Origin of the sequence: Vibrio sp. Vb1755, assembly GCF_033338635.1 — a bacterium.
Taxonomy (GTDB): domain Bacteria; phylum Pseudomonadota; class Gammaproteobacteria; order Enterobacterales; family Vibrionaceae; genus Vibrio; species Vibrio alginolyticus.
The window spans coordinates 16,793-35,238 of sequence record NZ_JAWOTA010000016.1 but is presented as its reverse complement, the minus strand read 5'-3'; the positions used below and the strand labels follow the sequence as shown (position 1 = coordinate 35,238).

Annotated in this window: 15 protein-coding genes; 12 read left to right on the top strand and 3 right to left on the bottom strand. The window is 44.2% G+C overall.

Features of this window, described 5'->3' with window-relative positions:
• Positions 1–3: 3 nt before the first annotated feature.
• The 10 genes from R7E00_RS14705 to R7E00_RS14660 all read left to right on the top strand — a co-directional run bounded on the left by R7E00_RS14705 (position 4) and on the right by R7E00_RS14660 (position 12,245).
• On the top strand, positions 4–936 hold the full coding sequence (locus tag R7E00_RS14705) for a transporter substrate-binding domain-containing protein (RefSeq protein WP_017820522.1): 933 nt from the start codon (positions 4–6) through the stop codon (positions 934–936).
• Positions 933–3,263 (top strand): putative bifunctional diguanylate cyclase/phosphodiesterase, encoded by a 2,331-nt coding sequence (locus tag R7E00_RS14700; RefSeq protein WP_213903430.1) that lies wholly within the window; start codon positions 933–935, stop codon positions 3,261–3,263. Before R7E00_RS14705 ends, R7E00_RS14700 begins: the two co-directional genes overlap by 4 nt.
• 212 nt (positions 3,264–3,475) lie before the next feature.
• A complete protein-coding gene (locus R7E00_RS14695) occupies positions 3,476–4,669 on the top strand; it encodes a glycine C-acetyltransferase (RefSeq protein ID WP_005375095.1) in 1,194 nt (397 codons plus the stop codon).
• A gap of 44 nt (positions 4,670–4,713) precedes the next feature.
• A complete protein-coding gene (tdh, locus tag R7E00_RS14690) occupies positions 4,714–5,745 on the top strand; it encodes an L-threonine 3-dehydrogenase (protein ID WP_005383983.1) in 1,032 nt (343 codons plus the stop codon).
• A 389-nt stretch (positions 5,746–6,134) separates the two neighbouring features.
• Complete coding sequence (locus R7E00_RS14685; RefSeq protein ID WP_021035866.1) at positions 6,135–6,680, top strand: spore coat U domain-containing protein; 546 nt, start codon at positions 6,135–6,137, stop codon at positions 6,678–6,680.
• Positions 6,681–6,719: 39 nt separating this feature from the next.
• Positions 6,720–7,217: a spore coat U domain-containing protein gene (locus R7E00_RS14680; RefSeq protein ID WP_005383978.1), complete on the top strand. Its 498-nt coding sequence runs from the start codon at positions 6,720–6,722 to the stop codon at positions 7,215–7,217.
• A 20-nt stretch (positions 7,218–7,237) separates the two neighbouring features.
• A complete protein-coding gene (locus tag R7E00_RS14675; RefSeq protein WP_158155475.1) occupies positions 7,238–7,993 on the top strand; it encodes a molecular chaperone in 756 nt (251 codons plus the stop codon).
• A gap of 17 nt (positions 7,994–8,010) precedes the next feature.
• The gene (locus R7E00_RS14670) at positions 8,011–10,419 is read left to right on the top strand and encodes a fimbria/pilus outer membrane usher protein (RefSeq protein ID WP_318124440.1); all 2,409 of its coding nucleotides are present in this window, start codon (positions 8,011–8,013) and stop codon (positions 10,417–10,419) included.
• Positions 10,416–11,384 (top strand): spore coat U domain-containing protein, encoded by a 969-nt coding sequence (locus R7E00_RS14665; protein ID WP_115386804.1) that lies wholly within the window; start codon positions 10,416–10,418, stop codon positions 11,382–11,384. The genes R7E00_RS14670 and R7E00_RS14665 overlap by 4 nt, the downstream gene beginning before the upstream one ends.
• Positions 11,385–11,525: 141 nt before the next feature.
• Entirely contained in the window at positions 11,526–12,245 is a 720-nt protein-coding gene (locus R7E00_RS14660; protein WP_115386803.1) for a carbonic anhydrase, read from the top strand.
• 72 nt (positions 12,246–12,317) lie between these two features.
• Here the strand turns inward: R7E00_RS14660 and R7E00_RS14655 are convergent, their stop codons facing one another.
• On the bottom strand, positions 12,318–13,421 hold the full coding sequence (locus tag R7E00_RS14655; RefSeq protein ID WP_005375107.1) for a mechanosensitive ion channel family protein: 1,104 nt from the start codon (positions 13,419–13,421) through the stop codon (positions 12,318–12,320).
• 301 nt (positions 13,422–13,722) lie between these two features.
• Here R7E00_RS14655 and R7E00_RS14650 point away from each other — a divergent pair, with 301 nt between their 5' ends.
• Complete coding sequence (locus tag R7E00_RS14650; RefSeq protein WP_005375109.1) at positions 13,723–14,070, top strand: helix-turn-helix domain-containing protein; 348 nt, start codon at positions 13,723–13,725, stop codon at positions 14,068–14,070.
• A 90-nt stretch (positions 14,071–14,160) separates the two neighbouring features.
• On the opposite strand, the gene lldD is transcribed toward R7E00_RS14650, so the two are convergent.
• Both lldD and R7E00_RS14640 read right to left on the bottom strand, forming a co-directional pair.
• Complete coding sequence (gene lldD / locus R7E00_RS14645; RefSeq protein ID WP_115386802.1) at positions 14,161–15,300, bottom strand: FMN-dependent L-lactate dehydrogenase LldD; 1,140 nt, start codon at positions 15,298–15,300, stop codon at positions 14,161–14,163.
• Between the two features lie 315 nt (positions 15,301–15,615).
• Complete coding sequence (locus R7E00_RS14640) at positions 15,616–17,307, bottom strand: L-lactate permease (protein WP_005375111.1); 1,692 nt, start codon at positions 17,305–17,307, stop codon at positions 15,616–15,618.
• Between the two features lie 162 nt (positions 17,308–17,469).
• Between R7E00_RS14640 and R7E00_RS14635 the strand changes: the two genes are divergently transcribed.
• Complete coding sequence (locus tag R7E00_RS14635) at positions 17,470–18,369, top strand: LysR family transcriptional regulator (protein ID WP_005375112.1); 900 nt, start codon at positions 17,470–17,472, stop codon at positions 18,367–18,369.
• Positions 18,370–18,446: the final 77 nt, after the last annotated feature.

Genomic DNA, 18,446 nt, shown 5'->3' with positions numbered 1-18,446 from the left:
ATTATGTCAGTCATAACATTCAAAAGAACTTTAGCGACGGTGGCGCTCATGGTTACCTCTGTTGCGTCGTCTGCCGCTTGGTCAGACGATTTACAACAAATCCGTGAACGCGGTGTACTGCGTCACATTGGTGTCCCGTACGCTAACTTTGTCTCCTATATTGAACAAGGTGAAGTGGAAACTTTGACTGGCTTGGATGTAGAGATAATAAAAGGTTTTGCCAAGTCGTTAGGTGTTCAGTACCAGTATGTTCCAGCACAGTGGAGCGACGTGGTTGGTAAGTTGACAGGGCAAAATGTGCAATATCACAACAAGCAGGCTGTTGTCGGAGAAAGTGTTCCAATTGAAGGCGATTTGATCGCAAATGGCGTTACTATTCTTGATTGGCGTTCTGAGGTTGTCGATTTTTCACAAGATTATTTTCCTTCAGGTGTATGGTTGGTTTCCAGATCCGACTCTAGTCTGAGCCCGATTAAACCAAGTGGGTCGGTCGATGAAGATGTTAAAAACGTCAAGCAGCTGATCGATGGTCGCGAAGTGTTAGCTTTAGAACATTCTTGCTTGGATCCTAACCTTTATGACTTATATGACACAGGTGCAAAAGTTATATTACCTGATGGGGCGCGTCTCCTTAATGAGATGGTTCCAGCGATAATGAAAAATGATGCGGAAAGCACATTATTAGATGTTGCGGATACGCTAATTGCCCTCGAAAAATGGCCGGGTGAAATAAAAGTCATTGGCCCTATATCTGAGAATCAAAAAATGGCTGTTGCATTCCGTAAAAATTCCCCTGAATTACGCAAAGCATTTGATCGTTATTTAGACTCGATAAAACAAGACGGTTCATACGAAAAACTAGTAAAAAAATACTATCCATCTATTTACTACTTTTATAACGATTACTTTATAGAAGATAAAAAGAAACTCCGATGAATAAGGCCGTTAAAAAATTTTCCAGTAAAAGATTTATTACAATAAGCGCAATATTAGTTTCAATTTACTTAGCTATGCTTATTACTGTGACTAGCGTAGGTCAAAATAAGTTAAAAGAATCTCAATACAGAGAACTAGATTTAAAAGTAAAAAGTTATGCAAGCACACTCGATAATTTATTTACCATAGCGAGTGAAGATGTTGATAATCTAGCTACAGATAAAACAATACAAACATTCTTTGGTAATTTAGCTTCTGGCATGTCAATGGAGTATGGATTAGGAGCCAGTCTAATTAATTTAAAGCGTCGCTTCGATGAGAAGATAGACAGTAAGCTAATTAATAGCAGCCAAATCTATAAGAAGCTCACGCTGGTAGGCAGTGATGGAGTCACCATTGTCACCACTGGATCTGAAAACCTTGCCGAGCACAAAATGGACATACAAACCTTAATGACTCAACACGGGCATCCCGAAGAGGTTTGTGCGACGCGATACAATGATGACGTTCGCATTCAAGTCATTAAGCAAGTTAAGTTCTCCGGAAAGCCTGTTGCTTTTTTAATTGCCGATCTTAATAAGAATATTGTTATTGACCAACTTACTAACCAAGAACACGAAGATAGTTATAGCCGAATGGTGCTAAAAATAAAAGACGTGGAAATGGTTGTATGGGATACCATAAATAAAACACCTTCTCACAATAAGGATGAGAACTATTTCGTTTCTGAGGCTGTAGACGGAAAAATTTACTTTGAAGTGCCTGTGGATAAACATCACTTTAAATTGATGGCGTGGTTCGAGCCTTTGAGTGAACGAGATATATTTACATCACGGCTCTTTATTATTGGTTTGAGTATTCTGGCCGTTATGATCGTCATTGCTTTATGTTATGCATTCATCACGAACAATAATAGGATTGAATTGAAAATTAAGCTTGAGGAAGAAAAAAAGCGTAAAGATATTCTTTCTCAACAGAATAAAAAATTAACGAACGAAATTGAACGTCGAAAAGCGTCTGAAAAAGAACTCGCCTTCCAAGCTAAATATGACACATTAACTAATTTGCCTAATCGTAGTTATGGTTCCGAGCGATTGGCTTTGGAGTTAATTAGGGCATCGCGTAGTGGGTCTAAAGTTTTGGTGATGTTCATCGACTTAGACCACTTCAAGCAGATTAACGATTCAATGGGACACTTTGTTGGGGATGAAATCCTTAAACTCAGTGCTCAGCGACTGTATCAAGTCGCGAGAAAAACAGACTTATTGGCGAGAATTGGTGGGGATGAGTTTTTACTCGTCATCCCTGATTTGCCTGATAATGATACTGCAAAGCGAGTTGCTTCAAGTGTACTTTCGGCGTTTAACGATCCGTTTGTTTGGAACAACCATGAATTCTTCTTGAGTAGTAGCGTCGGAATGTCTGTGTTCCCGGATGACGGAGACAACGCTGAGCAGCTTCTTGCATGTGCAGATATGGCAATGTATCGGGCGAAACAAGATGGGCGTGATGGCTTTTGTTTTTATAACCATAATATGAACCAAGATTTGCAACGCTATTTGGATCTGGAAAATCGTCTGAGAAGTGCGATCTCCAATCAGTTGTTAGAGCTGTATTATCAGCCAATTATTGAGCTGAGTAGTGGTAAAATCGTAGGGGCAGAAGCGCTAATGCGTTGGAATGATGACAAGTACGGATTCGTAAACCCTGAAGAGTTTATCTCTATTGCAGAGAAAAATGGTTTAATTCATCAAATTGGTGAGTTTGCTATTCAACAAGCGTGTCGACAAGCGGCACAATGGCAGAGTCTGACTCCGTTGTTTGTTTCTGTAAACTTTTCTAGTGTTCAATTTAGGTACTGCGAGCGCTTACTTACGTTTATTAAACACAGCGTTGAGGAGTCTGGTCTTCCGTCAGATAAGTTCGATATTGAAGTGACAGAAAGTCTCCTCTTCAATCACGATTCTGAGCTATTAGACATGCTTAATAACTTACGAGCGTTAGGCACCAAACTTACTATTGATGATTTTGGTACTGGTTATTCTGCGCTGAGTTACTTGCAGAAGTTTCCGTTCGACCGCTTAAAGATTGATCGTAGCTTTATGCAAAATATGTTCGAGAACGACTCAGACCGCGAGCTTGTGAACGTAATCATAGCAATGGCGAAAGCGCTGGATCTTAAGATCGTCGCAGAAGGCATCGAAGAACAGCGTCATGTGGATTACCTGAAAAACCTAAACTGTGAGTTCGGACAAGGTTTCCACTATAGCCGACCATTACCTGCTAAGGACTTTGAAGCACTTTTGGCTAAGCCTACCTGGCTATAATTCCTTTTATAACAAACTCATAGAAAAGCATTAATCGAATTTGTGCCTAGGATTCATTAATGCTTTTCCACCTTAAGGTATAATCCTTCCTCCTTCCTTGAATTACACTACAATTAATTGATGAGTGATAGCCCGTGACGCCCGTCACATAAAGGCTAAGCCTAATTCTAAACGAGTAAATACTCGCCAAAATAACTAGGAAGGAATTTCAAATGTCTTCTGCATTCTACCAACAGATTCAGCAGCAAATCGAAGAAGTAAAGGCGGAAGGCCTTTACAAATCAGAGCGTGTCATTACGTCTCAACAGCAAGCGGCTGTTAAAATCTCTACTGGTGAAGAAGTACTAAACTTCTGTGCGAACAACTACCTTGGTCTTGCTAACCACCCGGCACTTATCGAAGCGGGTAAAGCAGGCATGGACGAGCACGGCTTTGGTATGGCTTCAGTACGTTTTATCTGTGGTACGCAAGACATCCACAAAGAGCTTGAGCAGAAGCTTTCTAAGTTCCTAGGTAAAGAAGATACGATTCTTTACACATCATGTTTCGACGCAAACGCGGGCCTATTTGAAACTATTCTAGGCAAAGAAGACGCAATCATCTCTGACGCTTTAAACCACGCGTCAATCATCGATGGTGTTCGTCTATGTAAAGCGATGCGTTTCCGCTACTCAAACAACAACATGGAAGAGCTAGAGCAACAACTGATCGCTGCGAAAGAAGCAGGTGCTCGCCACATTCTTATCGTAACGGACGGTGTGTTCTCAATGGACGGCGTAGTAGCAAACCTTCCGGCTATCTGTGACCTAGCAGAGAAGTACGGCGCATTGACTATGGTTGATGACTCTCACGCTGTTGGCTTCATGGGCAAAACAGGTGCAGGTACGCACGAGCACCACAACGTGGTTGACCGTATCGACATCATCACTGGTACGCTAGGCAAAGCAATGGGCGGCGCTTCAGGCGGTTACACATCTGGTAAAGCGGAAGTGATTGACTGGCTACGTCAGCGTTCTCGTCCATACCTATTCTCTAACTCTGTTGCACCAGCAATCGTAAGCGCTTCTATCCGCGTTCTAGATCTACTAGAAGAGAGCGGTGACCTACGTGATCGTCTATGGGAAAACGCAGCACACTTCCGTACTCGTATGGAGGACGCTGGTTTCACAATGGGTGGTGCTGACCACGCAATCATCCCAATCATGCTTGGCGACGCAAAAGTAGCAGCAGAATTTGCAGAGCGTGCGCTGGAGAAAGGCATCTACGTAATCGGCTTCTCATTCCCTGTAGTACCAAAAGGTCAAGCACGTATCCGTACTCAAATGTCTGCGGCGCACTCTCGCGAGCAACTAGACCGTGCAATCGACGCGTTCATCCAAGTTGGTAAGGACATGGGTCTTATTTAAGATTCTAGGCCTTAGACAATAGGGCCTTTAATTAAGGTTACATTATGAAAATTAAAGCATTATCAAAGCTAAAGCCTGAAGAAGGCATCTGGATGACTGAGGTTGATAAACCTGAAGTTGGCCATAACGACATTCTGATCAAAATTAAGAAAACCGCTATCTGTGGTACAGACGTACACATCTACAACTGGGACGAATGGTCACAAAAGACAATTCCAGTGCCTATGGTTGTTGGTCACGAATACGTGGGTGAAGTGGTTGCGATTGGTCAGGAAGTTCGTGGCTTTGAAATCGGTGACCGCGTATCTGGCGAAGGTCACATCACGTGTGGTCATTGTCGTAACTGTCGTGGCGGCCGTACTCACCTATGCCGTAACACGATTGGTGTGGGCGTTAACCGCGAAGGTGCATTCGCAGAATACCTAGTTATCCCAGCGTTCAACGCGTTCAAGATCCCTGAAGGCATCTCTGACGATCTAGCGTCTATCTTTGACCCGTTTGGTAACGCAGTACACACAGCACTTTCTTTCGACCTAGTAGGTGAAGACGTGCTTATCACAGGTGCTGGCCCAATCGGTATCATGGCAGCTGCGGTTGCTAAACACGTTGGTGCTCGCCACGTAGTGATCACAGACGTGAACGAATACCGTCTAGAACTTGCTCGTAAGATGGGTGTAACACGCGCAGTAAACGTGGCTGAAGAGAAGCTAGAAGACGTAATGGCTGAGCTAGGCATGACAGAAGGCTTCGACGTTGGTCTAGAAATGTCTGGTAACCCAGCAGCATTCAACTCAATGCTAACCACAATGAACCACGGTGGTCGCATTGCACTACTAGGTATTCCACCGTCAGACATGGGTATCGACTGGAACCAAGTTATCTTCAAAGGCTTGGTGATCAAAGGTATCTACGGTCGCGAAATGTTCGAAACTTGGTACAAGATGGCTTCACTGATCCAATCTGGTCTGGATCTATCGCCAATCATCACGCACCACTACAAGATTGATGACTTCCAAGAAGGCTTCGATGTAATGCGCAGCGGTATGTCAGGCAAAGTTATTCTTGATTGGGAATAACTTATTCAAGTAAGAAATGCGCTCCTTTTTGGGGCGCATTTTTGTTTCATGAAGATTTTTGTTTCGGGAAGAAATGGTCGCCAATCTTTTCTAAACTTCTCGTATCGTTCTGCTACTTTTTTTAGATTTTTTCCACTCAACTTCACCCTACCTTCTAACTAATTGTCAATTCTGTATTTGGAATAAGATAATAACCATTTGTTTTTAGTGGTTATTTTTTAGCATTACATGCTTAAAAATCGTCATTTTTAAGTTTAATGTTTTTATTTTCCGTTCATCTTTATCCTTATCCTGCTTCTTTTTATTGTTTTACATTTTATATGCATTTGGTTTGTCATAATTGAGCTATAACTAATAAAAAGGTTACCGATATACAGTGGAATGTAAAAATGGAGCTTTATATGAAAAGATTTTATCTGATGATGCCTCTGCTCTTAACCTCATTTAGTTGGCAAGCGAATGGAGCGTCAGTGAGCGGTACGATTGATGTTTCAATTAACCTTGTACAAGGTTGTGTGATTAATGGAAATAATGCGGTAGATGCAGCTTCTGGCGTTGGCTTTGGCTCACTCGCCTTTGGAGACGTGCCTGCAATCTTCAGTGAACAAGATGGTGTGGTAAATGGTGGTAGTGCGACGGGTATTGAAGTGCTTTGTAGTAATGGTGTGACACCGACGTTTACATTGGGCACCGGATTGTATGATGCAAGTGCGACCGTTGGTACCTACGCGATGTCAAATGGCGCGCAATTTATTGATTATACGTTGTTTACCGACTCAGACCGAAGCACACAAATTATACAAGGTGGGACGGTAGCTCTGTCTGAATTTACTAGTGCAACATCGCAAACTATTGAGCTTTTTGCGAAAGCTTACGGTACGAGCAGCATTGCCGGTACATACTCCGATACCATCAGTGTGACGCTAAGCTGGTAAAACGTGACGCTGGTTGTTAGGGGCTTTTCACTTGTCGCGATGAGTTTGTGTTCTTTAACTGTGCTGGCTGATGCGACACAAACTTTTCAGGTGTCTGCCACCGTAGATACAGGTTGTTTGATTAACGGCGCAGTACAAGAAGAAAGCGCAACCCAAGCCGGGCAAATAGGCACGTTAGATTTTGGTGAGCATTCTTCAGTTTACGTGACGGAAGTACAAGGCAGCATCACTTACAGTTCATCACTCACATTAAGTTGTACTCCGGGTATTACGATGAATGTTTCCGTAAATGGCGGGATGAATGCATCGGATGGTGTACGTAAGCTAAAGCACAGTGAAGAAGCGACAACGGTAGATTACTTTTTGTTTCAGGATCTAAATTATACGCAGGTGCTTGATATTGACACGCAATATTCCGTCGATACTGACCAAGACCCAGATAATATTCAGTTTCCTATCTGGGCAAAGGCGACAATAAATGGGAATGAAATGGCTGGAATTTATATGGATACGCTTACGCTGACATTAGAGTGGTAAGTGAACTTTGGAGGGGTGAAATGGAATTCATACTCAAAAAACTATTATTAATAACCTTCCTTTTTGTTTTTTTCTCAAATGCCAACGCTAACTCATTATTAATTTGGCCGATTTACCCCAAAATATCAGAGGAGAGTAATGCAACATCACTTTGGATGGTAAATAAAGGCAGTGTTGATTCTTATTTACAGGTGAGAATTTTTAAGTGGGAACAAAACGAAGGAGAAGATAGCTATTCAAGTCAAAGCCAGTTAATTGCAACCCCTCCGTTTGTCAAAATTGAACCAGGTGAAAAGCAGTTAATCCGCATCATCAACCAAGATGAGGCCTCTGCGGGTAAGGAGTATGCATACCGAGTGATCATAGATGAATTACCGCCAACTCAAAACCCTCAAACAGAATTGACGGAAAATGAACTCGCTGTCAAAGTCCGAATGCGTTACTCGATACCTTTGTTTATTTACGGGAAAGGGCTGACTGATACTCAAACACCAAACCGTGACAGTGAATTATGGGGTGATTTACAGGCACAGTTTATTAAGAAAAATAATCAGCGTTTTGTTCACATTAAAAATTCAGGAAAACACCATGTTCGCTTAGTGAATTTACAGTTGAATCTACCAAATAAAGATCCTGTCGTTATTTCCGATGGACTAGCTGGCTATATTCTTCCTGAACAGTATAAGGTTTGGTCTATTCCCCATAGTAATGTCAGGCCCTTGAGTTTGAGCGCGAATATTGGAGGTAAACGTTACCAAATACCATTGAAGCAATAATGAATAGATTTAATACAATGAATGCTTTCTTGTGGTTGGTATTACTTAGCGTAACGTGGAGCAGTATTGGTCTTTGTGCAAATTCAGCAAACTACTTCTCTGAGCTACCGAGTCCTGAAAATTTCTCATTAGAAAAGTTTGAGAATATTAGCCTCAATCTGGAGTTGGTGATCAATCAAAGAGCAACAGGGCTTGTTGCGAAAGTTGAGCGAGTTGGCGATCAGTTCTTTTTGCTCCGGGAGGACCTCATTTCAGTTGGGGTTACCGCCACGTCGTTGCCTGGAACCGAAGAGAGACTTGAGGTTACGTCTATCCCAGGTGTTAACGTGCGTTACTTGCAATCGTCATTGCAACTCGCAATTGACGTACCGCCTAATTGGTTACCGATGCAGAGCTTATCAGCGCAGGATATGGGGCGATTTTCCCCGGCTCAGTTTGGGCGTGGTGGCCTGCTTAACTACAACGTATTTGGTGTGTACGAGAACGAAAGCCGACAAAAGGAGGTTTCTATAAATCATGAAGTCAGAGCCTTTTCTGAGTTTGGCGTTTTTTCTACTACCGGGATATTTAAATCTAACTTTCATCGCGATGTTCAGTCCCAGCAAAGCAGCCAGTACACTCGTTTTGATACGAGTTACGAGTACGTCAATCAAGAGAAGCGAATTCGTATAGAGGTAGGGGACTATATTGTTCGCCCTTTATCTTGGAGCCAACCAGTAAGACTAGCGGGTATTCAGTTGTCGCATGATTTCTCTATGCGTCCGGATGTCGTGACGACGCCGTTACCTGCATTTTACGGTGAGGTCACAGCGCCCACTACGTTAGATTTGTTTATCAATGGCTTTAAAACTGACTCAATGAATGTTGGGCCCGGTCCTTTCATTATTAACGATATTCCAATGCTCTCTGGTGCTGGGGAAGCAACGGTAATTGCAACGGATGCTCAAGGTAAGCAAACGGTCATGACCAGCCCATTTTTTCTCTCTTCCGATCTACTCAAGACCGGATTTACATCTTACAGTGCGAGTATTGGTGCGATCAGAGAAAATTTCGGTAATGCATCTAACGACTATGGAGACGGTGGCGTGGTTACCGCTCTGCGTCATGGCATGACTGATTGGTTAACATTAGAAGCTCAAGCCGAAGCAAAAGATGACCTGATCGTTGCGGGGCTGGGCTTTGTCACCAATGCTTTCAATTTAGGTACGGTGGATGCCTCGTTTCGTGTGAGTAATTTTCAGGATCAATCTACCTCATATGCGCTAGGTTATAGTTATCAGTCTCGGCGGTTTAGCTTCGCTGCTCGAACTCAAGTAGAACAAGCCGACTTTTATACCTTATCTCATTTACCAAATTACGAAATGCTCGATGACGGCAAGGACGCTTCACTCGCGTCGCGCCATCTATCACAAATCAATATGGGAGTCCGTTTGGGAGATTGGGGCTCACTTTCTGGTGGGTACTTTGATATTCAACAATCCGACTCAGATTCACGTACCCTAAATCTTACTTATAGCTACGCTCTGCCTTTTAATATCAATATGTCCCTGTCTTACAACCATAGTATTGGTGGTCAGAGTGTTACGTTGGCGCAATTCTCTCTACCTTTCAGTTCTTTGGGGGGAAGTTCGGGGCTAACGCTGAAAAGAGAGGATGATGGCGATGTGCGAGGGCGAGTGGGTTACAGCCGCCTTGCGCCAATACGAGGTGGATGGGGCGTCAATTTAGCGCATGATATTAACGAACACCCAGAAAACCGTAAACAGGCTGATTTGACCTACCGTGCGTCATGGGCGCAGTTCAGAGCGGGGTTAAATGGCACCAGTGGCGACTATGATTATTTTGCGGAAATGGCAGGTTCGGTCTCTACGTTGGATGGAGAAATATTCCCAGCGAATGAAGTGTATGACAGCTTCGCTGTGGTGAGCACCAGTGGTTTTGAAGGTATTCCGGTTAAATATGAAAATCAAATTGTCGGAGTGACAGATGATGAAGGTTACTTACTTGTTCCTTGGGCTACGGCGTATTACACCGCCAAATATGAAATCGATCCACTTAATTTACCTGCCAATGCTGCGTTTTCTGCAACAGAGCAGTTTGCTTCGATACATTCGGGCTACGGCTACCTGTTAGAGTTCCCAATAGAGCTACAAATTGCACTGAGCATGACGGTGGTAGACGAAAATCATTTGTTCCTTCCGATTGGTACATATGGCCGCTCAGAAACGGGCTTAACAAGCCAAATTGGTTGGGATGGTTTTACGTACTTTGAAGGCGTTGACCCAGGCCGCTATATTCAGTTTTATCCTCAAGGACAGTCGCCATGTAAAGTGTTTATTGAGGGGTTGTATCAGCGTGACAGTCAAAAAATACAAACATTGCCTGAGCAGGTTTGTATCAAAGCCGAAGAAGAGACCGCACTATGATTTTGCGCAGCTGGTTTGCTAGCCTACTTCTCTTTTTCTCGTGCTCGACAATGGCTTGTCAGCTCACGGCGGCAGCACCTTTAATCTTGTTTGGCAATGTTTCTTCGTTTACTGTTTCAAGCTCTCAGCAGCAAAGCTCAGCTCAGCCTCATGCGGGGATTACGTGTGACTTTTCTACACTTGTGTCTTTGTTAAGTGGCGACTACGTATCAGCAACGTTTAACAGTATAAATAATGGTTTGCTATTAAATGAGGATGATCCGAGTTCGGAGCTCAGCTATCAGATTTTTGGCGATCCAGGGCTTTCACAAGAGTATGTATTCGGCCAAACTTACAATTTTTTTGAAATCGGGTTACTCGATTTACTCGGGTTGTTTGGCACTCAAGCCGAGTTTCCGCTCTATGCTCGGACGGGAGTGGGTAGTAATCTTTCCGCTGGGACTTATAAAGACCAAATCACCGTATCCTGGATTTGGGATTACTGTAAGGGTATCGGGGTTCTAGGGGTATGCATTGGCCGCGCCAATGGCAGCGCTCAAAGCGTGATTACGGTTGAGTTGCAAGTGACCCCTGATTGTATGATCACAGCGCCAGATATTGATTTTGGTTCGTCCCCATTAGTGGCCGGTTTTGAACCAGTCAGTCAGGTTATATCGTTAACTTGTACCAAGAATAGTTCCTTCTCCATTGGCTTGAATGACGGCCTAAATGCGTCCGGCGGTCAGCGGCGAATGATTTCTAGTGGTCACTATTTGGAGTATGAAATCTATAAGTCATCAACGATGGAGCGCTGGGGAGGCACCAGTTCTGAACGTCGTGAACACGGTGACGTCGATACTGGCGGCTCCATTCCGGATGGTATCACTCCACAGAATTATAATTATCGCGCGCAGATACTAACCAGCCAAACGACCCCTCCTGCAGGTACTTACACCGATTCAATAATCGTTGACGTTCAATTTTGAGCATCATGTCAATTACATCATTAGAGGCTTCTATTCCAAAAATCTTTTGTAATCATAGTTTTCACTCTGTCACTGCTTAATTTTGTGAGATTAGTATGGCTTTATTCTCACGGAATTTAACTTTCAGAAATAAGGAAAATGATGAAGAAGTCACTAACAACACTAGGTTTGGCACTGGTATTTACAGGAACAGCTTATGCAGCAAGCTGGGGCTACGAGGGAAACCATGGGCCAGCTCATTGGGGTGAGTTTGCATCTGAGTGCGCAAAAGGTCAAAACCAGAGCCCAATCAACATTGAATCGGCGACCGAAGCGAAGCTAGAAAAATTGAATTTCGACTACGAAGGTAAGGCAATCACACTGCTGAACAACGGTCACACTTTACAGACTGGTTTAGAAGGTAAAAACACACTCACCATTGATGGTAAAGAGTTTACGTTGAAACAGTTCCACTTCCATACGCCATCTGAAAACCATGTGGACGGTAAAGAATACCCTCTAGAAGCACACTTTGTGCATGCCGACAAAGTAGGTCATCTAGCTGTTGTCGCGGTGTTCTTTAAACTGGGTGACGCGAACCCAGATCTAGCTAAGATGCTAGCTAACATTCCAACTAAAGATCAAGATGTTACCATCAAGGTTCCATTTGATGCTGATGCCCTTATCCCAAGTGATAAAGACTACTACCGCTTTAACGGCTCACTAACGACACCGCCATGCTCTGAAGGTGTACGTTGGTTCGTGATGAAAGAAGCACAAACTATTTCTCCTGAGCAGATAAAATCTTTTTCGGAAGTAATGGGGAAAAACAATCGCCCAATCCAACCGCTGAATGCACGTATAGTGTTAACGCAACAATAACCACTTCATGCGAAGAAAAATAAAAAGCCCGCTTAAACACAGCGGGCTTGATTATTTGGGTATTGGTGAGAACTAGAAGCCGTGATCTTCTTGCTCTTCCGCTTTTACCATTTGTATAGGATCAAGCTTAAGCGTCTGAGTAGGGAACGCGATATCTGCATCGTGTTCTTTAATGATGTTGATTACCTTAAGCAGTATGTCCTGCTTAACCTCATGGTATCTCACCCAATTCACGGTTTTAGTAAAGGTATAGATAAAGAAGTGCAATGATGATGGACCGAATGTATCGAAGTTGACGATAAGTGTTTGGCGTGCATCAATGTCTTTGTGATTTTTCAGCATTTCTTTTACCGCGGTGATAATTTGCGGCATTTTTTCAGCATCGTCGTAACGAAGTCCAATTTTTTCGTAGATACGTCGGTTCAGCATGCGAGATGGGTTTTCTACGACAATGCTGCTAAACACTGAGTTTGGCACATACAGTGGACGCTTATCGAAAGTTCGGATAATGGTCATACGCCAGCCAATGCGTTCTACCGTCCCCTCTATTTGTCGGTCTGGAGAACGGATCCAATCGCCAACTTTAAATGGACGATCGAAGTAGATCATAAGACCTCCAAAAAAGTTAGACAGCAAATCCTTCGCCGCTAAACCGACGATCAAACCACCAACACCACCGAAGGTAAGTAGGCCCGATAGTGACAGACCAAATGCCTGCATTACGGTTAGAATTCCGACGGTAATAAAGAACAGGCGCGCGACCTTAGCTATCGCTTGTACTGTTGTTTCATCTCGGTTCTTTTGTTCGAGAACATGCTCTTCAACATTGGTAATGAGCCGCATAACGGTCCATACGAAGATGCTGATGATTAAAATCAGTTTCAGCGTACTTAACCAGTTTATTTTATCGTTGAGCTCGCTCTCTAATATGATGCCGATAGAGACGGTTGCTGGCCAACACCAAATGAGTGTACTGACTGGCGCTTTTAGCGCATCAAGCAACATGTCATCCCAGTGGAAGGGCGTTTTCTCTACGAGCGCAGCGAGGCGAGAGCGGATCAGTCGCCAAGCTATCCAAGCTATAAAGCTAGCGAGCGTAATGAAAAGGACGCTCCCACTCCAATTTTGATGAGACGTTTCAATGTAGCTTTGTAATTCGGTAAACCACTGTGGCATATGTAACTTATTTCTAGTGAACCATGGAAGGAAAGGTAGCAGATATTACTCCTTCACCCCAGTGATTTCCTTTAAATCATTTACTTATGTCTAAACCGTCCGAGATGGACTTTTCCTTCCGATGACAAGAGAGTCACCTCAATGTTCTGTTGAGCGACCGCCTCATGCATGTTCAGAGGTACGCTACCAATGATTGAGGGTTGATATTTGGACGATCAATTATAACTTCTCTGACTTATCGCTAACATTTATCTTAAGTAAGTGTGAGAGTGTATTGGCTCTTGAATTAGCGGAGGCAGATATGGAATTTACAGAGCTGGATCGAAACGCGCTCTACGACATCTGGATGTCACAAAAAGCCAAAATGCACATCACTCAAATGGAAATGGCGAAGCGCCTTGGTTTGAGTCTACACGAGTTTTCTGGCTTGTTACGTGGTAATTCTCCACTGACGCTAGGTTTTGTAAAACAGCTATGCGAGCAGCTACATGTACGTCCTGGTCAGGTGATTCCGTCTTTGACGGAGCGTGACCTATCTGCATCTGGTACCGTTTATTTACAAAATCGTGTGACGGTGGATGGCGATATCAGTAACGTGTTTATCGACGGAAACCAAGTCGTGATCGAGTACGTCCACCAAGTTAGCTAGCTTGCTCGTCAAATTATCGGGTTGAAGAGCAATAAAAAACGAGCCACTGTTGGCTCGTTTTTTCGTTTCTGTTTTGCTCGCTTGCAAAGATTATGGGATTTTCACTAGCGAATCGCGTGAAAGATCCGCGATAGACTTAGCGCCAGTCAGCGTCATTGCTACACGCATTTCTTTATCGTACAGATCCAGTAGGTTTTCAACGCCTGCTCCGCCTTGTGCTGCCAATGCGTACACAAATGAACGGCCAAGAAGCGTACAGTCTGCACCAAGTGCGAGCATACGAACGACATCAAGACCAGTACGAATACCAGAGTCTACGAAGATCTTAAGATCACCTTTTACCGTATCCGCAATGCTTGGCAGTGCTTTAGCACTTGAAAGTACGCCATCTAACTGACGGCCACCATGGTTAGATACCACAATGCCATCTGCGCCGAAACGTACCGCATCTTTCGCGTCTTCTTCATCTAGAATGCCTTTGATAACCATTGGGCCATCCCAAAAATCACGAATCCACTCAAGATCTTTCCAGGAGATAGAAGGGTCGAAGTTTGCGCCTAACCAGCCGATGTAATCTTCTAGCTTTGTTGGTTCGCCACGATAAGTTGAGATGTTACCTAAGTCGTGCGGTTTACCAAGTAGACCCACATCCAGCGCCCAGCTTGGGTGGCGCATCGCCTGGAATACACGACGCATGGCCGCGTTAGGGCCACTCATACCTGAGTGCATGTCACGGTAACGTGCGCCAGGAACTGGCATATCAACGGTAAACACCAGCGTTGTTACGCCTGCTGCTTTTGCACGCTCAAGTACGTTTTTCATAAAGCCACGGTCTTTAAGCACGTAAAGCTGGAACCACATTGGACGTTCAATTGCAGGTGCGACTTCTTCAATCGGACAAACCGAAACAGTCGACATAGTAAATGGGATGCCTTTTTTCTCGGCTGCTTTTGCTGCTTGCACCTCGCCTCGGCGCGCGTACATACCAGTTAGACCAACAGGAGCTAGCGCGATTGGCATTGCCAGTTTCTCACCGAAGATCTCGGTTTCGAGGCTCAAATCTGTCATATCGCGTAGGACGCGTTGGCGAAGAGCGACATCACCTAAATCGTCAGTATTACGCTTCAGCGTGCGTTCGTCGTAAGAGCCGCCATCAATATAATGGAATAGAAACGGGGGAAGCTTGGCTTTCGCGGCAGCGCGGTAGTCAGTAGAAGCTGAGATAATCATAATGGTGTCCTAGCGGTTATTCTAAGCAAAGTTGTGGAGCAATTTGCTCTTTCGTTGAGCCTTCATCGCAAAGCAGTGAAGACATCAAAATGAGTATAGTTACCTATGGTTCACTTACGTTTGAATCGGTGATGTTGGTAACCCATTTACATAATTGGTTGAAAAATTTTATTAAATCACTCAATCAGTTATGCAAACTGGAAAGGGTGACACAGCTGTCGGGGGAATTGATGTAGCAAGCTAAATCAACATGTCGGGGTAGTAGTGCAGACAGCTGTGTCAAATTAGGCAGGGCTGTAAACCCTGCATTTCGCGTTACTTCATTAAGACATCTGTCATTTGGAAGCCATAAATCAGCACCAATCCAATAATGCCTGTCATTACAATGTAGTAGAACGTAGGGATAATCGTTTTACGCAATGTTGCGCCTTCTCGACCAAGCAAACCTACCGTGGCTGATGCGGCAACAACGTTGTGAATCGCAATCATGTTACCTGCGGCAGCACCGACGGCTTGGAGTGATACAACAATCACACTCGAAATAGACAACGTTTGTGCCACTTCGAATTGGAACTGGCTGAACATCATATTTGATACCGTGTTTGAGCCAGCGATGAACGCACCCAGTGCACCAACGGTGGCACTCAGCGCTGGGAACGCAGAACCAACAAGGTCAGAGGCGAAGTTTGCGGTTGTGACGGGCATACTTGCTAGGTCAGCACCGTTGATGCCTGAGTTGATAAAGATACGAACCATCGGAATGGTAAATACCAAGACAAAACCCGCCCCAATCAGTGTTTTGCTTGACTCGCCAAACGCTTCACGCAATGGCTTTACACTACCGCTTTGTAACATTGCAGCAAGTAGTGCGACAAACACCAGAATGCCACCAGGAAGGTATAACGGCTGAATCGCAGCGCTAACGCCAGTCTCACCAAGAATGTTGCTGAACGACAAACTTACGCTTTGTACAAAGCCTTTCAGCTCAGGGCTTACGCGGCTTGCGACGAGAATAACTGCCAGCATTACATATGGAACCCAAGCTTTTACGATGCTCATTGGCTTGCCCGGATTGTCGTTTAGATCGACTTTTAGCGAACCTAACCACTCTGCAGGCCATTTGTCTTCGCTTTCGAAATCCCACTTAGTCTTTGGTACTAAGAAGCCTTTTTTCGCTGCGGTAACAACGATAGACAGACCAACCAAACCACCGATAAGTGAAGGAAACTCTGCGCCCAAGAATACGCCGGTTAACGCGTATGGAACGGTGAAAGAGACACCAGCGAATAGCGCAAATGGTAGAATATCCAGGCCTTCACTCCAGCTTCTGTTCTTGCCGAAAAAACGTGTTAACATCATCGCCATTAATACCGGGATCATCGTACCTACGACTGCGTGAATGACAGCAACGTGTGCTGTGATATCTTGCAGGTACATTTCCCACGTTGCACCTTGTGCGGCCAACGACTCACTGATGTTATGGGTGTCTAAACCTTTGTTTACACCTACGATGATAGGCGTGCCTACCGCGCCGAATGAAACAGGCGTAGACTGAATCATCATGCCCATAAGGACAGCGGCTAGCGCAGGGAAGCCGATTGCAACCAGTAGTGGTGCAGCGATTGCTGCCGGGGTACCGAACCCAGATGCGCCTTCAATGAACGAGCCAAAGCACCAAGCAATGATGATGGCTTGTACACGGCGGTCAGCCGAAATATCGGTAAATCCATTACGGATTGTGGTGATCGCTCCAGTGTGTTTTAAAGTGTTGAGCAAGAAGATGGCACCAAACACGATCCATAGAACAGAGACAGTAATGCCCAGTCCTTGGAATACGGAGGCCAGTACGCGATTGGCTGACATATCCCAAAACATTAGTGCGATAGCGACGGTTAGACCGAACGCAACAGGCATGGCTTTTTTAGCAGGCCAGTTGAGACCAACCAATAAGATGGCGGCAACAACAATTGGCGAAAATGCCACTAGGGCAAGTAGGGTTTCACTCATTTGTACATCCTTCGTACGCTGACTTCTCGAACGGTGTCAATCCGCTGTAGAGGTGACTTTTTGTTGTAATGGTTTTGTTAATTTGGCGTGAATTTACTCCTTTATTTTTTGTTGATATAGGGAAATAATGAAAATAATTAATTCCAAAAGTGACATAATGGTATGAGAGCAGACGACTTAATCCTATTTTCTCAAGTAATCGAACTTGGCAGCTTTAGTAAGGTTGCAGAGGCAAATAACCTTACAAATTCGGTAGTTAGCAAAAGAATGGCGAGGTTGGAGGAAGAAATAGGGGCTCAGCTATTATATCGAACAACGCGCAAATTAACCTTGACCGAGGCAGGTAAGGTGTTACTCCACAGTGCTAAAAATGTGAAGCAGGCCACTCAGGAGGCTATGGATGCTGTTGCAGGCTTTGGAGAGAATGTGAGCGGTCATATAAAAATGTCCGTGCCGTGTATCTCTGGAGATTTGATACTTGCTGATGCTGTTGCCGAGTTTTGTAACCTTCATCCGGGTCTGACCGTGGACATGTCATTGGATAATCGCTTTGTCGATTTAGTGGCTGATGGTTACGATTTAGTCATTCGAACTGGCTACCTAGCCGACTCTAGTTTGATCGCACGACATATTCTCGATTCCCAATGGGTGGTATGCGCGTCACCTTCTTATATTGCGAAAAATGGGAAACCGATCGAGCCGATTGATCTCACCACGCACAATTGTCTGCAATACGCTTACCAAACCACAGGTGCAACGGATTGGGAGTTTAAAGGAGAAGATGGCAATTACATCGTCAAAGTATCGGGCTGCTTTTCTACTGATAACGCGACCGCATTACGTAAAGCCGCTCTGGGCGGCCATGGTATAGCTTACGTCCCGCGATGCTTGGTGTATCATGATATTCGCAATGGCCAACTGGTGGATATTTTTCCTGAACTAGTAGGTAAAAAGTTGGGTATCTACGCGGTGTATCCGTTTACTCGTCAACCACCGAACAAAGTGAAGCTGCTTATTGAGCACATTCGCGACCGGTACTTAACGATATCTCATTATTTCTAGGTTCTTCATAGATTTAAAACAATGTCGTTGAAATCAAAATTGGGTGCTCTAAGGTAATCACCGCAATAAAACGATTG

Coding starts and splice junctions, on each gene's coding strand:
- R7E00_RS14675 (WP_158155475.1), top strand. CDS start 7,238: ATGGAATTCATACTCAAAAAACTATTATTAATAACCTTCCTTTTTGTT.
- tdh (WP_005383983.1), top strand. CDS start 4,714: ATGAAAATTAAAGCATTATCAAAGCTAAAGCCTGAAGAAGGCATCTGG.
- R7E00_RS14680 (WP_005383978.1), top strand. CDS start 6,720: ATGAGTTTGTGTTCTTTAACTGTGCTGGCTGATGCGACACAAACTTTT.
- R7E00_RS14695 (WP_005375095.1), top strand. CDS start 3,476: ATGTCTTCTGCATTCTACCAACAGATTCAGCAGCAAATCGAAGAAGTA.
- lldD (WP_115386802.1), bottom strand. CDS start 15,300: ATGATTATCTCAGCTTCTACTGACTACCGCGCTGCCGCGAAAGCCAAG.
- R7E00_RS14655 (WP_005375107.1), bottom strand. CDS start 13,421: ATGCCACAGTGGTTTACCGAATTACAAAGCTACATTGAAACGTCTCAT.
- R7E00_RS14660 (WP_115386803.1), top strand. CDS start 11,526: ATGAAGAAGTCACTAACAACACTAGGTTTGGCACTGGTATTTACAGGA.
- R7E00_RS14685 (WP_021035866.1), top strand. CDS start 6,135: ATGGAGCTTTATATGAAAAGATTTTATCTGATGATGCCTCTGCTCTTA.
- R7E00_RS14650 (WP_005375109.1), top strand. CDS start 13,723: ATGGAATTTACAGAGCTGGATCGAAACGCGCTCTACGACATCTGGATG.
- R7E00_RS14665 (WP_115386804.1), top strand. CDS start 10,416: ATGATTTTGCGCAGCTGGTTTGCTAGCCTACTTCTCTTTTTCTCGTGC.
- R7E00_RS14640 (WP_005375111.1), bottom strand. CDS start 17,307: ATGAGTGAAACCCTACTTGCCCTAGTGGCATTTTCGCCAATTGTTGTT.
- R7E00_RS14700 (WP_213903430.1), top strand. CDS start 933: ATGAATAAGGCCGTTAAAAAATTTTCCAGTAAAAGATTTATTACAATA.
- R7E00_RS14705 (WP_017820522.1), top strand. CDS start 4: ATGTCAGTCATAACATTCAAAAGAACTTTAGCGACGGTGGCGCTCATG.
- R7E00_RS14670 (WP_318124440.1), top strand. CDS start 8,011: ATGAATGCTTTCTTGTGGTTGGTATTACTTAGCGTAACGTGGAGCAGT.
- R7E00_RS14635 (WP_005375112.1), top strand. CDS start 17,470: ATGAGAGCAGACGACTTAATCCTATTTTCTCAAGTAATCGAACTTGGC.